12 protein-coding genes and 2 pseudogenes are annotated in these 13,607 nt (G+C 72.1%); 6 read left to right on the forward strand and 8 right to left on the reverse strand.

The genetic code is table 11. From position 1 onward, the window contains the following. Positions 1 to 142: 142 nt before the first annotated feature. Entirely contained in the window at positions 143 to 919 is a 777-nt protein-coding gene (locus tag ACWEV0_RS22600; RefSeq protein ID WP_453151202.1) for an SDR family oxidoreductase, read from the reverse strand. 134 nt (positions 920 to 1,053) lie between these two features. On the opposite strand from ACWEV0_RS22600, the gene ACWEV0_RS22605 reads away from it, so the two are divergent. Continuing rightward, positions 1,054 to 1,827 (forward strand): SDR family NAD(P)-dependent oxidoreductase, encoded by a 774-nt coding sequence (locus ACWEV0_RS22605; RefSeq protein ID WP_453151204.1) that lies wholly within the window; start codon positions 1,054 to 1,056, stop codon positions 1,825 to 1,827. Here ACWEV0_RS22605 and ACWEV0_RS22610 read toward each other — a convergent pair. Further along, positions 1,788 to 2,891: a GlxA family transcriptional regulator gene (locus ACWEV0_RS22610; RefSeq protein ID WP_453151205.1), complete on the reverse strand. Its 1,104-nt coding sequence runs from the start codon at positions 2,889 to 2,891 to the stop codon at positions 1,788 to 1,790. The genes ACWEV0_RS22605 and ACWEV0_RS22610 overlap by 40 nt on opposite strands. A gap of 142 nt (positions 2,892 to 3,033) precedes the next feature. Between ACWEV0_RS22610 and ACWEV0_RS22615 the strand changes: the two genes are divergently transcribed. Next, entirely contained in the window at positions 3,034 to 3,957 is a 924-nt protein-coding gene (locus tag ACWEV0_RS22615) for an NADP-dependent oxidoreductase (protein WP_453151206.1), read from the forward strand. 133 nt (positions 3,958 to 4,090) lie between these two features. Here the strand turns inward: ACWEV0_RS22615 and katG are convergent, their stop codons facing one another. Further along, positions 4,091 to 6,322, reverse strand: a complete 2,232-nt coding sequence (gene katG / locus ACWEV0_RS22620) for a catalase/peroxidase HPI (RefSeq protein WP_453151207.1) — start codon at positions 6,320 to 6,322, stop codon at positions 4,091 to 4,093. 174 nt (positions 6,323 to 6,496) lie between these two features. Here katG and ACWEV0_RS22625 point away from each other — a divergent pair. Further along, a pseudogene (locus ACWEV0_RS22625) lies at positions 6,497 to 6,901 on the forward strand (Fur family transcriptional regulator); the annotation flags it as partial. 146 nt (positions 6,902 to 7,047) lie between these two features. On the opposite strand, the gene msrB reads toward ACWEV0_RS22625, so the two are convergent. The 4 genes from msrB to ACWEV0_RS22645 all read right to left on the reverse strand — a co-directional run bounded on the left by msrB (position 7,048) and on the right by ACWEV0_RS22645 (position 10,367). After that, entirely contained in the window at positions 7,048 to 7,455 is a 408-nt protein-coding gene (msrB, locus tag ACWEV0_RS22630; protein ID WP_403799181.1) for a peptide-methionine (R)-S-oxide reductase MsrB, read from the reverse strand. Positions 7,456 to 7,483: 28 nt separating this feature from the next. After that, a complete protein-coding gene (murC, locus tag ACWEV0_RS22635) occupies positions 7,484 to 8,878 on the reverse strand; it encodes a UDP-N-acetylmuramate--L-alanine ligase (protein ID WP_453151208.1) in 1,395 nt (464 codons plus the stop codon). Between the two features lie 143 nt (positions 8,879 to 9,021). Beyond that, positions 9,022 to 9,492, reverse strand: coding sequence for an indole-3-glycerol phosphate synthase (locus tag ACWEV0_RS22640; RefSeq protein WP_451610798.1), 471 nt, complete (start codon positions 9,490 to 9,492; stop codon positions 9,022 to 9,024). Positions 9,493 to 9,596: 104 nt separating this feature from the next. After that, the gene (locus ACWEV0_RS22645; RefSeq protein ID WP_453151209.1) at positions 9,597 to 10,367 is read right to left on the reverse strand and encodes a pyrimidine reductase family protein; all 771 of its coding nucleotides are present in this window, start codon (positions 10,365 to 10,367) and stop codon (positions 9,597 to 9,599) included. A gap of 36 nt (positions 10,368 to 10,403) precedes the next feature. On the opposite strand from ACWEV0_RS22645, the gene zapE reads away from it, so the two are divergent. Both zapE and ACWEV0_RS22655 read left to right on the forward strand, forming a co-directional pair. Then, positions 10,404 to 11,498, forward strand: coding sequence for a cell division protein ZapE (gene zapE / locus ACWEV0_RS22650; RefSeq protein WP_453151210.1), 1,095 nt, complete (start codon positions 10,404 to 10,406; stop codon positions 11,496 to 11,498). A 31-nt stretch (positions 11,499 to 11,529) separates the two neighbouring features. Further along, on the forward strand, positions 11,530 to 11,964 hold the full coding sequence (locus ACWEV0_RS22655) for an OsmC family protein (protein ID WP_453151211.1): 435 nt from the start codon (positions 11,530 to 11,532) through the stop codon (positions 11,962 to 11,964). Positions 11,965 to 11,976: 12 nt separating this feature from the next. Here ACWEV0_RS22655 and ACWEV0_RS22660 read toward each other — a convergent pair whose 3' ends face one another. Then, on the reverse strand, positions 11,977 to 12,915 hold the full coding sequence (locus ACWEV0_RS22660) for an oxidoreductase (protein ID WP_453151212.1): 939 nt from the start codon (positions 12,913 to 12,915) through the stop codon (positions 11,977 to 11,979). On the opposite strand from ACWEV0_RS22660, the pseudogene ACWEV0_RS22665 reads away from it, so the two are divergent. Further along, positions 12,909 to 13,598 (forward strand): annotated as a pseudogene (locus tag ACWEV0_RS22665) (TetR family transcriptional regulator); the annotation flags it as partial. The gene ACWEV0_RS22660 and the pseudogene ACWEV0_RS22665 sit on opposite strands and share 7 nt — an antisense overlap. Between the last annotated feature and the right edge of the window lie 9 nt (positions 13,599 to 13,607).

The raw sequence follows: 13,607 nt of genomic DNA on the forward strand, positions 1-13,607 counted from the left end.
TCACGGGGTTGGTGGCCTCTGCGCTCATGGGGCACCTCCGGCGGCGTCGACCGGCGGAGAGCCGGGCAGGCGTGCCCGGTGGGCCGGTGCTTGATACTACCGGCCGGATCCGACGGGGGTGGATCCGGCCGCGCGGCTCGGCTCAGGCGCCCGGGTACGCCTCGACCTGCGCCGTCCTCGCCTGCGGCCGCGTCGTCAGGAAGTCCTCGAAGGTGACGCGTCCTTCGGCCCGGTCGGGGGCGAGGTGGCCGCCGGCGCGGAAGGCGCGGTAGGCGCTGCCGGGGAGGGGAACGGACAACAGCGGGCGGCGCTTCCCGCTCGCGCGCAGGTAGGCGCCGGCCAGGTCGGGAAACGTGCGCACCTCCGGGCCGGCCATGTCCGGGACGCGGCCGGCGGGCTCGCCTTCCGCCAGTTCGGCGAGCCGGTCGGCGACCTCGCCCACCTCGATGGGCTGGTCGGCGACGCCCGCCGGGAGCAGCATCACGGGCAGTCGGGCCGACAGCTCCAGGAACCGGAGGACGAGGTCGTGGAACTGGGTCGTACGGAGGATCGTGTGGCCGAGCCCGGACTCCTCGACGAGCTTCTCGACGGCGAGCTTGGCCTTGTAGTAGGGGAACGGCACGCGGTCGACGCCGACGATCGAGATGTAGAGCAGGTGCCGGACCCCGGCCCGCTTCGCGGCGTGGAGGAGATGCCGGGCGGCCTTCTCGTCGCCGCCGGTCTGCGTGCTCGCGCAGTGCACGACGGTGTCCACGCCCGCGAGCGCCGTGTCCAGACCGGGTCCGCCCTCGCGCAGGTCGACGGCGTACGGCTGGGAGCGCCGGCTCAGTACGCGCACCTCGTGGCCTGCGGCGCGCAGCCGCGCGGTGACGAGCCGCCCGAGGGTACCGGTCCCTCCGGTCACCAGGATCGTGGTCATGGCCGTGCCTTTCGTTCGTGTCGTGTCTTCCGACCTGCCGTCCGACACCTGGAGGACGGATCACCGTCCGGAAACGTGACATCCCTTCCTCATGGCCTGTGCCAGGATGCGAAGATCACTGCGAGGAGATCCGAATGACGTACCTGGACGACCTGTTCTCCCTCTCCGGTCGCACCGCCCTTGTCACCGGCGGCAGTTCCGGCATCGGCAAGGCGATCGCGCGGGCCCTCGCGGGCGCCGGCGCGCATGTCGTGATCGTCGCGCGGCGCGAGGCGGAGCTGAAGGCGGCCGTCGACGAGCTGACGGCCCAGGGCTGCCGGGCGGACCGGGTGAGCGGGGATCTCGGCACGCGTGAGGGCGTGCGGGCGGCCGCCGAGGATGCCGTACGGGCGCTGGGCGCCGAGCCGGACATCGTCGTCAACTCGGCCGGGATCAACCTGCGTCCGCCGCTGTCCGACCTCGGCGACGACGTCTGGGACCTGACCATGGCGGTGAACCTGGAGGCGCCGTTCCTGCTCGGGCAGCGCTTCGGTCCCGGCATGGCCGAGCGCGGCTTCGGACGGTTCATCCACATCACGTCCCAGCAGGCGCACCGGGCGTTCGTGAACTCGGGGGCGTACGGGGTGTCGAAGGGCGGCCTGGAGGCGCTGGCGCGTTCGCAGGCCGAGGCGTGGTCCCCGTACGGCGTGACCGCCAACACCCTGGTCCCGGGCTTCGTGATGACGCCCCTGAACCAGCGGCTCTCCGCCGACCCGGAGAAGGTCGCGGCGCTGGCCGCCCGCACCATGGTCGGCCGCAACGGGCTGGCCGAGGACTTCGAGGGCGCGGCCGTGTTCCTGGCGAGCCGGGCCTCCGCGTACGTGACCGGTCAGGCGATCTTCGTGGACGGCGGCTTCTCCGTCCACTGACCCCGTCCGGATCCCGCCCTCTGGGGCGCGTCGACGACGTCATGGGGGCTGAAGGTACGGCGGTAGGCGGCGGGCGAGACCCCGAAGGCCGTTCTCATGTGCGCGCGCAGGGAGTTCGCGGAGCCGAAACCGGCTCGGTGCGCGACCAGGTCGATCGGCAGGTCGGTGGTCTCCAGCAGCTGCTTGGCCAGTTCCAGGCGTTGCGCGGTGAGCCATTGCACCGGCGTCATGCCGACCTCGTCGCGGAATCGCCTGGTGAAGGACCGCAGACTCATCCGGGCGTGCTCGGCGAGCTGGGCGAGGGAGAGCGGTTCGCCGAGGTGTTCCAGGGCCCAGGCACGGGTCGCCGTGGTGCTGGCCACCGTGGGGTCGGGGACCGGGCGGTCGATGTACTGGGCCTGGCCGCCGTCCCGCCAGGGCGGTACGACGCACATGCGGGCGGCCCGGTTCGCGGCCGCCGCTCCGTGGTCGCGGCGGATCATGTGCAGGCACAGATCGACGCCGGCGGCCACGCCCGCGGAGGTCAGTACGTCGCCGTCGTCGACGAAGAGGACGTCCTCGTCGACCTTGACCCTGGGGTAGGCGCGACGGAACTCGGGGGCCAGGTTCCAGTGGGTGGTGGCCGGCCGGCCGTCGAGCAGCCCCGCCGCGGCCAGCACGTAGGACCCGGTGCAGATGGAGACCAGGCGGACGCCGGGCCGGACGCCGGCGATGGCCGCGGCGACCTCGGGAGGCAGGGGCCCGCCACGGCCCAGCTCGGGCATGGCGTGCGTGGGCGGGATGATCACGGTGTCCGCGGCGGCCAGGGCCTCGGGGCCGGCCGCGGGCTGCACGGTGAAGCCGGCGTCGCTCAGCACGGGGCGGCCGTCCGCGGTGCAGACGGTGATGTCGTAGAGCGGTCGGCCCTCGGCGTCCTCCACGCTGCCGAAGACACGTGAGGGGATGCCGAGCTCGAAGGGCGGCACCCCGGGCAGCGCGAGCACGGCGATCCGGTGCCGCCGGATCGTTCGTCGAGCCCGGTCCCGACCGCCGTCCGTCGCCGAGCGCCGCCGCGTCTCACTCATGGCCCGATCCTCATGGCCAGATCCTGTCACATCATGGCCGGACGGCCAACACCGTCGTGGGCGGGGATGGCCGACGGTGGACTGCGTCGCGCCGGGAACTGCCGGCGACGGCCTGATCGAGACAAAGGATTTGGCGGACAGCATGCGTGCGATGGTCGTGAAGCAGTGGGGCGGAGCCGAAAACCTCGTCGAGCGCGAGGTCGAGCGCCCGCGGCCGGGACTGAACGAGGTCCTGGTGCGGGTGCACGCGGCCGGCGTGAACCCGGTGGACTGGAAGACCCGCGCCGGCGGAGCGCTCATCGAGTGGGGCGCCGTGCCCGCGGTGGGCTGGGACGTGTCAGGCACCGTCGAGGCCGTCGGGCCCGGGGTGGGCATGTTCCGTCCCGGCGACGAGGTCTTCGGGATGCCGCTGTTCCCGCGCCAGGCGGGTGGATACGCCGAGTACGTCGTGGCGCCGGCCCGGCACCTCGCGCCGAAGCCGAAGGGCCTGACGCACGTGGAGGCGGCCGCGCTGCCGCTCGCGGCGCTGACCGCCTGGCAGGCCCTGGTGGACACGGCGGACGTGCGCCCCGGCGAGCGGGTACTGGTGCACGCGGCGGCCGGAGGAGTCGGCCACTTCGCGGTGCAGATCGCCAAGGCCCGCGGCGCGTACGTCATCGGCACGGCCAGCGCCGCCAAGCACGACCTGGTGCGACAGCTGGGCGCGGACGAGGTGATCGACTACCGCTCGGTGCGGTTCGAGGACGTCGTGACCGACGTCGACGTCGTCCTGGACGGGCTCGGCGGTCCGACGGCCGAGCGTTCCCTGAAGGTGCTCCGGGACGGTGGCCGGCTGATCACCCTGCCCGGCCCGGACGACGTGCCCGTCGCTCAGGACGGGGTGCGGGCGGTGTGGGTGCTGGTCGAGCCGGATCACCTGGGCCTGCGTGAGATCGCCCGGCTGGTGGAGCAGGACGCCCTGAGGCCCGTCGTCGAGACGGTCCTTCCGCTGGCCGAGGCCGCGCGGGCACACGAGATCGGCGAGCGGGGCCGCACCACGGGCAAGATCGTCCTGACGGTCGTCTGATCCGGGGCCGGGCCGCGCGGGGCCGGGCCGCGCGGGGCCGGCACCGGAGCGGCTGGTCACCGGGACCCCGCGGCGCAGCCGGAGGCCCCGGGCGGTTTCCCGCCCGGGGCCTCCTCAGCCGCTGGTCAGGCGATCAGCGCAGGTCGAACCGGTCCAGGTCCATGACCTTGGTCCACGCCGCGACGAAGTCCTTCACGAACTTCTCCTTCGCGTCGTCCGAGGCGTACACCTCGGCCACCGCGCGCAGCTCGGCGTTGGCGCCGAAGACCAGGTCGGCGCGGGTGCCGGTCCACTTGACGGCGCCGGCCGCGTCGCGGGCCTCGAACGTGGTCTGGTCGTCGGAGGTGGACGTCCAGTTCGTGTCCAGGTCCAGCAGGTTGACGAAGAAGTCGTTCGTCAGCCTGCCCGGCGTCTCGGTCAGGACACCGTGCTGCGTCTGCGGCTGGGTCACGCCCAGGACGCGCAGGCCGCCGACGAGGACCGTCAGCTCCGGGGCGGTGAGGGTCAGCAGGTTCGCCTTGTCGACGAGGAGGTACTCGGCGGGGAGGCGCTGCCCCTTGCCCAGGTAGTTGCGGAAGCCGTCCGCCTTCGGCTCCAGGGCGGCGAAGGACTCGACGTCCGTCTGCTCGGCGGTGGCGTCGACGCGGCCGGCCGAGAACGGGACCTCGACGGCGAAGCCGGCGTCCTTGGCGGCCTTCTCGACGGCCGCGGTGCCCGCGAGGACGACCAGGTCGGCGATGGAGACCTTCTTGCCGCCGGTCTGGGCGGAGTTGAAGGACTCCTGCACGCCTTCCAGGACCCGGAGGACCTGCGCGAGCTCATCCGGGTTGTTGACCTCCCAGTTGCGCTGCGGCTCCAGGCGGATACGGCCACCGTTGGCGCCACCACGCTTGTCGCTGCCACGGAAGGAGCTGGCGGCGGCCCAGGCGGCACCCACGAGCTGGGTGACGGTCAGCCCGGAGCCGAGGATCTGCTCCTTGAGGGAGGCGAGGTCGGCGGCGTCGACGAGCTCGCCGTCACGCGCCGGCAGCGGGTCCTGCCAGAGCAGCTCCTCGCTCGGGACCTCGGGGCCGAGGTAGCGCACGACGGGGCCCATGTCGCGGTGGGTGAGCTTGTACCAGGCGCGGGCGAAGGCGTCCTGGAACTGCTCCGGGTTCTCGTAGAAGCGGCGCGAGATCGGCCCGTAGATCGGGTCGAGCTTGAGCGACAGGTCGGTGGTGAGCATCGTCGGGCGGTGCTTCTTCGACGAGTCGAACGCGTCCGGGATGACCTCCGGGGCGTCCTTGGCGATCCACTGGTGGGCGCCGGCCGGGCTCTTGGTGAGCTCGTACTCGTACTCGAAGAGGTTCTTGAAGAACCCGTTGCCCCACTGGGTCGGGGTCTCGGTCCAGGTGACCTCGAGGCCGGACGTGATGGCGTCCTTGCCGACACCGGTGCCGTAGCTGCTCTTCCAGCCGAGGCCCAGCTGCTCGATCGGCGCGGCCTCCGGGTCGGCGCCGACGTGGTCCGCCGGGCCGGCACCGTGGGTCTTGCCGAAGGTGTGGCCACCGGCGATGAGGGCGACGGTCTCCTCGTCGTTCATCGCCATGCGGCCGAAGGTCTCGCGGATGTCGCGGGCCGCGGCGATCGGGTCCGGGTTGCCGTTGGGGCCCTCGGGGTTGACGTAGATGAGGCCCATCTGGACCGCGGCGAGCGGGTTCTCCAGCTCACGGTCGCCGGAGTAGCGCTCGTCGGCGAGCCACTCGGTCTCGGGGCCCCAGTAGACGTCCTCGTCCGGCTCCCACTCGTCGACGCGGCCGCCGCCGAAGCCGAAGGTCCTGAAGCCCATCGTCTCCAGGGCCACGTTGCCGGTGAGGATCATCAGGTCGGCCCAGGAGATGGCCTTGCCGTACTTCTTCTTGACCGGCCACAGCAGACGGCGGGCCATGTCGAGGCTCGCGTTGTCCGGCCAGCTGTTCAGCGGCGCGAAGCGCTGCTGGCCGCCGGCGGCGCCGCCGCGGCCGTCGCTGATGCGGTAGGTGCCGGCGCTGTGCCAGGCCATGCGGATCATCAGCGGGCCGTAGTTGCCGAAGTCGGCCGGCCACCACTCCTGCGAGGTGGTGAGCACCTCGGCGATGTCCCGCTTCACGGCCGCGAGGTCGAGGGCCTCGAAGGCGGCGGCGTAGTCGAACTCCTCACCGAGCGGGTTCGCCACGGCGGGGTTCTTGGCGAGGATCTTCAGGTTGAGCCGGTCCGGCCACCACTGGCGGTTGCCACCGCCCTGCGTCGGGTGCGGGGCGCGGCCGTGCGCGACCGGGCAGCCGCCGGTGCTCTCCGCCGCCGCCTCGTCCTCGGTGACAAGTGGATCGTGCTTCTGCTCAGACATCGGTGTTTCCTTCCGAACCATTCGGATCACGGAGCTCGGGAACTGCTGAGGCGTCGGTGCGGACGCACCCTCTTGCTCTTGGCTACTACTGGAGTCGATCCTATTGTGGACACAGTCCAAGTCAATATGACAGCCGGACTCATACGGATTACTCACACAGCAAGGCTGGTGACCATGAGCAACCTGCTGGAACGGCTTCGCGGTCGTGGCTGGCGGATGACCGCCCAGCGGCGCGTGGTCGCCGAGGTCCTCGACGGCGAGCACATCCACCTCACCGCGGACGAGGTGCTCGCCCGCGCCACCGAGAGACTGCCGGAGATCTCGCGCGCGACGGTGTACAACACGCTGGGCGAACTCGTCGCACTGGGCGAGGTGATCGAGGTCTCCGGCGTCGGCCGGGCCAAGCGCTACGACCCCAACGCGCACCGCGAGCACCAGCACCTGGTCTGCGGCGGCTGCGGGACCGTACGGGACGTGCACCCGGCGGGCGACCCGCTGGACGGGCTGCCGGAGGCGGAGCGGTTCGGCTTCACGGTGACGGAGGTGGAGGTCACGTACCGGGGACTGTGCCCGGAGTGCGGGTACGCCGGGACGGCGGACGAGCCGGGCGACCGGCCGGTGGCCGAAAACAGCCGGGAAAACAGGCGGGAAAGCAGCCGGAAGAACAGCTGAGCCGACCGGCGCGCGTGGCGCCGATCGGCTCGGGTGCTGGTGGAGCGTCATGCTCAGCTCTCGTCCGGCTCCAGACGGAGCGAGATCGAGTTGATGCAGTACCGCTGGTCGGTCGGGGTCGGATACCCCTCGCCCTCGAAGACATGGCCCAGGTGGGACCCGCAGCGGGCGCAGCGGACCTCGGTGCGGATCATGCCGTGGGAGGTGTCGGCGAGCAGCTCGACGGCGTCGCTGTCCTTCGGGTCGTAGAAGGACGGCCAGCCGCAGTGCGACTCGAACTTCTCGTTCGACGTGAAGAGCTCCGCGCCACAGGCCCGGCAGGAGTAGACGCCCTTGGTCTTGGTGTCCGTGTACTCACCGCGGAACGCCGGCTCGGTGCCTGCGAGCCGGAGCACCTGGTACTCCGAGGGCGTCAGCTCGGCCTGCCACTCCTCGTCGGTCTTCTCGACCTCGTACGCCATCCGTCTCCACTCCTCAGTTCGTCGCGGGTCAGTTCGCGGCGAGCCGGTCCAGGATCCTCGGACCCAGGTCCGTGACGTCGCCCGCGCCCATGGTGAGAACGAGGTCGCCGGGCTTCGCCATTCCCGCGATCACGTCCGGGACGGTGGCCTTCTCGTGCACGGCCGTGACGTCGGCGCCGGCCGCGCGGGCCGCGGCGATGATCAGCTCGCTGGTGACGCCGGGGATCGGGTCCTCACGGGCCGGGTAGATGTCCAGGACCACGGAGGCGTCGGCGAGCGCGAGCGCGTCGCCCATCTCGCGGCCGAGCTCCCGGGTGCGGGAGAAGAGGTGCGGCTGGAAGACGACCAGGAGGCGGGAGGCCCCGGCGGCGCCGCGCATGGCCTCCAGGTCGGCGGTCATCTCGGTGGGGTGGTGCGCGTACGAGTCGATGACCTGGACGCCCGCGGCCTCGCCCTTGAGCTGGAGGCGGCGGCCGACGCCGGTGTAGGCGGTGAGCGCCTGGGCCAGCCCGGCCGGGTCGATGCCCACGCGGGAGCCGGCGGCGAGGGCGGCGGCGGCGTTGTGCGCGTAGTGGCGGCCGGGGACGGAGACGGTGAAGGTGTGCTCGGTGCCGTCGAGGACGACGGTGACCTCGCTCTTCATCCCGTTCGGGACGATCTTCAGGATGCGGGCGTCGGAGTCCTCGGACTCGCCGACCGTGAGCACGGTCAGGCCCTCGCGGCCGGCGACCCGGCGGGCCAGCTCGCGCGCGCCCGGGTGCTCGCCGACGACCAGCGTGCCGCCGGGGCGGATCTTGGCGGCGAACGCCTCGAAGGACTCGTAGATCTCGTCCATGTCGGCGTAGTTGGCGTGGTGGTCCAGCTCGACGTTGAGGACGATCGCCACCGTCGGGTCGTACTTCTGGAAGCTGCGGTCGCTTTCGTCGGCCTCGGCGACGAAGACCTCGCCCTCGCCGTGCCGGGCGTTGGTGCCCGGGCCTGCCAGGTCGCCGCCGATGGCGTACGAGGGGTCGAGGCCCAGCTCGGTGAGGGCGACGGCCAGCATGGAGGTGGTCGTGGTCTTGCCGTGCGTGCCGGCGACGGCGATCGCGCTCAGGCCGTCCATGAGGGAGGCGAGCGCGTCGGAGCGGTGCACGACCGGGATGCCCAGCTCGGCGGCGCGGGCCAGCTCGGGGTTGTCGGCGCGGATGGCGCTGGAGACGACGACGGCGGAGGCGTCGTCGGCGAGGTGCTCGGCGGCGTGGCCGATGTGCACGGTGGCACCCAGGGCGCGCAGCGCCTCGGCGGTCGCGGACTCCTTGGCATCGCTGCCGGCGACCTTGGCGCCGCGCTGGGCGAGGATCTTCGCGATGCCCGACATTCCGGCACCGCCGATGCCGATGAAGTGCGGCCGTTCCATGGCGGCAGGGATGGCGGGTGCCATGCGGTTCTCTCCCCTGGTGTACGGATCTGGGCGTACGGATCCGGCTGTACGGATCCGGCTGTACGGATCTGGAGGTGCCAAGCCTAGTGCTTCGGGCCGGCCGGCCCGGGCGGGGCGCCCGGGCCGGCCGTCGCCCCGCGGCCCTACTCGCTGTGCGCGAAGAGCTTGAGGACCGGGACCCCGACCTTGTGCCGGGCGCGGGAGGCCCAGTCCCGGTGGAAGAACTCCTCCACGTAGTGCGGGGCGGTCAGCACGATCACCTCGTCGGCGCTGGTCTGCTCGACCATGGACTTCATCAGGTCCAGGGGGTGGTCCTCGACCACCTGTCCGACCGCCTCGCAGCCGGCCGCTCTCAGTGCCTGCAGCGAGACCTCCAGGGCCTGCTCGGCCACCGGCCGGGCCTTCTTGCCCTCGGGCTCGTCGCCCTCGCGGGTCGCCTCCTTGAGTTCGCCCATGGCGACGTCGTCGATGGCGCGCAGCAGTACATCGGCCTGGTCACCGCGCGGCTGCATCAGAACGATGAACGACACGCCCTCGTCGCCGTGCAGGGTGGTGACGAAATCCACGTCGACGGACGTCAGGGGCTTCTCGATCATCAGAACGCTTGTGAACACCTCAGGAGCCCTTCTGCGGAAACCATCCTTCCCCGTGCCCGCACGGGGACTGCGAAGTGATTGTGCCCAGCCAACGCAAAGCGGAACGACAAATTCCGCGATTGTCAGATCCGAAGGTAGCGGGTGAAGAGGAAGCCGTCCTGCTCCAGCACCGCCGCCACGGCGAAGCGTTTCGGAACGGCGACCGGGGGGCCTCCGGCGATCCGCTGCGCGGTGCCGGCGGTCATCGTCGGCGAGACGCTCAGGCACAGTTCGTCGAGCACCCCGGCGGCCACGAACTGGCCGAGCAGCCGCGGCCCGCCCTCGGTCAGCTGGCGCCGCAGCCCGCGCTCCGCGAGCGCCGTGACCACCCGCTCCGGCTCGACCCCGGGCCCGTCACCCGCGATCACCACCTCGGCGCCCGCCCGCTCGGCCTCGGCCCGGCGCTCCGGGGAGGACTCGGTCCCGGTCAGGACGAGGGTCGGGACGAGCGGCTCGGTGAAGAGCGGAAGCGAGAAGTCCAGGTCCAGCGAGGCCGTCACGACGGCGATCACCGGGGCCGGGCCCTGTCCCGCCGCCGCCCGGCGGGCCGCGAAGGCCTCCCGCGCCCGGGCGGGGCGGTAGCCCTCGGACCGTACGGTCTCGGCGCCGACCACCACGACGTCGGCGAGGCCGCGGAGCGTCCCGAAGATCCGCATGTCGGTCTCGGAGGAGAGCGGCTGGGAGCGTCCGTCGTGCTGGCCGGCCCCGTCGAGCGAGGAGACCATGTTGGCGCGCAGCCAGGGGCGGGCGGCGGCCTCCGCCGGATACGCGTAGGCGTCGGCGAGCTCGTCCAGGGACCACTCCCTGTCCGACTCGCTGGCTGTCATGTCCGTCACAGGGAACAGGCGTCGCATCCTCGCAGTCTGACATGGCGCTTACAGTGGAGAACTGTGTCGACCCGTGCCATAACCGAAGCCTCTTCCACCACAGCGGCCCCGTTGTCGCTGTGCTCGCGAGAGCCGCATGTCCCCGCCGACCGCCTGGTGGCGGAGATGGTGCCGCCGCCGCGGTTCGACTCGGTGCGCTTCGACACGTACATCCCGGACCCGAACCAGCCCAGCCAGATCGAGGCGGTCAAGGTCCTCGCCGACTTCGCCGAGGGACTCGGCGGCGCGCACGCCACGGGCGCCGGCAAGCGCCGCTGGTTCTCCAGGGCGCCGAAGAAGTCCGCGGCCCCGGCCGGCCCGCGCGGTGTCTATCTGGACGGCGGCTACGGCGTCGGCAAGACGCACCTGCTCGCCTCCCTCTGGCACGCCACCCCGGCCGAGCCGGCGCTCAAGGCGTTCGGCACCTTCGTGGAGCTGACGAACCTGGTGGGCGCGCTCGGCTTCCAGCAGACCGTGCAGACGCTCAGCGGGCACCGCCTGCTGTGCATCGACGAGTTCGAGCTGGACGACCCGGGCGACACGGTCCTGGTCTCCTCGCTGCTCAGCCGCCTCGTGGAGCACGGCGTCGCGCTCGCCGCCACCTCCAACACGCTGCCCGGCAAGCTCGGCGAGGGCCGCTTCGCCGCCGCCGACTTCCTGCGCGAGATCCAGGGCCTGTCGGCGCACTTCCGCCCGCTGCGGATCGACGGCGAGGACTACCGCCACCGCGGCCTGCCGGAGGCCCCCGCCCCGTACTCCGACGAGGTCGTCACGAAGACCGCGTACGCGACCCCGGGTGCCTCCCTCGACGACTTCCCGCACCTGCTCGAACACCTGGCCAGGGTTCACCCGAGCCGGTACGGCGCGCTGACCGACGAGCTCACGGCCGTCTGCCTCACCGACGTCCAGCCGGTCCCCGACCAGTCGACCGCGCTGCGGCTCGTGGTCCTGGCCGACCGGCTCTACGACCGCGAGATACCCGTGCTCGCCTCCGGACTCCCCTTCGACAAGCTGTTCAGCGACGAGATGCTGAACGGCGGGTACAAGAAGAAGTACTTCCGGGCGATCTCCCGGCTCACCGCTCTCGCGCGGGACGCGAAGGGGCTCGTGGCGCAGTAGCTTGGGGCCATACCCCAGCGAAAGGGATCACATGGCCACCGTGCGTCACGCCCACACCGTCTGGCAGGGCGACCTCCTCAAGGGTTCCGGCGTCGTCACCCTCGACTCCTCCAAGCTCGGCTCGTACGACGTCACCTGGGCGTCCCGCGCAGAGCAGCCGGACGGCCGGACCAGCCCCGAGGAGCTGATCGCCGCCGCGCACTCCTCCTGCTTCTCGATGGCCTTCTCCAACGGCCTGGCCAAGGCCGGCAACCCGCCGACCCGCCTGGAGACGAAGGCGGACGTCACCTTCCAGCCCGGCGAGGGCATCACCGGCATCCACCTCACCGTGCGCGGCGAGGTGCCGGGCCTGGACGCGGACACGTTCCAGGAAATGGCGGAGGACGCGAAGAAGAACTGCCCGGTGAGCCAGGCGCTGACCGGGACGACGATCACGCTGACGGCGGAGCTGGCGCAACCGGCGTGACGAGCGCGCGCGTCACGCCGGCTCGTACCGCACCTCGGTGAGGCGCTCCGACAACTCCCACAGACGGCGGCCGGTCTCCTGATCGGTCGCCGTCGGCGCGAGCGCGACCCGCTTGGGCGCGCCGCGCAGCTCCCCCGGCCCGTCCGGCCCGATGAACGCGCCGCCCTCGACGCCGGGCGCGGTCGCCGCGTAGAGCTGCGGCAGGGCGCCGGTCTCGGGCGACTGGGCGAGCAGCGGCCCGAGGATCCGGCCGAAGACCAGGCGAACCAAGGCGACGGGGGTTTCGTTCTGGAGGTTGGTGGCCGTGTAGCCGGGGTGGGCGAGGAGGCTGCGCACGGGGCTGCCGGCGGCGGTCAGGCGGCGGTGCAGCTCGTGGCCGAAGACGGCGTTGGCGAGCTTGGACTGGTTGTAGAAGCCCATGGGCGAGTAGCGGCGCTCGCCGTGGATGTCGTCGAAGTCGATGGCGCCCTTGCGGTGCTGGAGCGAGCTGACCGTGACGACCCGGGGCTCGCGCCCGGCGGCCAGGCGGTCGAGCAGCAGCCCGGTGAGGGCGAAGTGACCCAGGTGGTTGGCGGCGAACTGGAGCTCGTGGCCCTGGGCGCTGAGGGTGCGCGGCGGCGCCATCACGCCCGCGTTGTTGACCAGCACGTCGAGGCGCGGGTGGTCCGCGCGGAGCTTCGCGGCGAACTCCCGTACGGATTCGAGGTCGGCCAGGTCGACCCGCCGCACGTCCAGGCTGGCGCCCGGCACGCCGGCGGTGATGCCGAGCGCGGCGTCGCGGCCCTTGCGCTCGTCGCGGACGGCGAGGACGACATGGGCGCCGTGGTGGGCGAGGGCGCGGGTGGTGGCGAGGCCGAGGCCGCTGTTGGCGCCGGTGACGACGAAGACGCGTCCGCCGAGGTCGGGGATGCGGTCGGCGTTCCACTTCTGGGTGTCCAGCTGCGTATCCATGTGACACACGCTGCCGCCGGTGTCACTCGGTGTCAAGTTTTTCATTCGGTGCCATTCATCGGACTACGATGTGCGGCATGAGCCTCGCCGAACGCAAACGTCAGCTCGTCGCCACCGAACTCACCGAGTCCGCCCTCCAGCTCCTCGCCCTGAAGGGCTTCGACGGGGTCACCGTGGACGAGATCGCGGCCGCCGCCGGGGTGTCGAAGCGGACCTTCTTCCGCTACTTCGCGTCGAAGGAGGACGTGGTCGTCCAGTTCCTGTCCGGCATGGGCACCGACATCGCCTCGGCGCTCGCCGCCCGGCCGGCCGACGAGCCGGCGTCCGTCTCGCTCCGCCACGCCGTCGCCGTGCCGCTCGCCGCCTGCACCGACCAGCACCCCGACCACGCGGCCCGCGCGCTGCGCGTGGTCCAGCTGATCCTCCGCACCCCGGCCCTCCTCGCCCGCCTCCTGGAGCGGCAGGCGGAGTGGCGCGAGGCGCTCGCGGCGGAGCTGGCCCGGCGCCGGGACGTGGACCCGGTGGCCGACCTCTATCCGCGCCTCGCCGCCGGCACGGCGCTCGTCGCCTTCCACACGGCGCTCGAGCGGTGGAGCGACAGCGAGGCGGCGGCGGACCCCCTGGAGCTGCTCGACCGGGCGTTCGGGGTGGTGGCACCGGCGCTGGACGCGCAGGATCGGTAGCAGGCCGCC

The sequence above is a fragment of the Streptomyces sp. NPDC003943 genome (assembly GCF_053605265.1).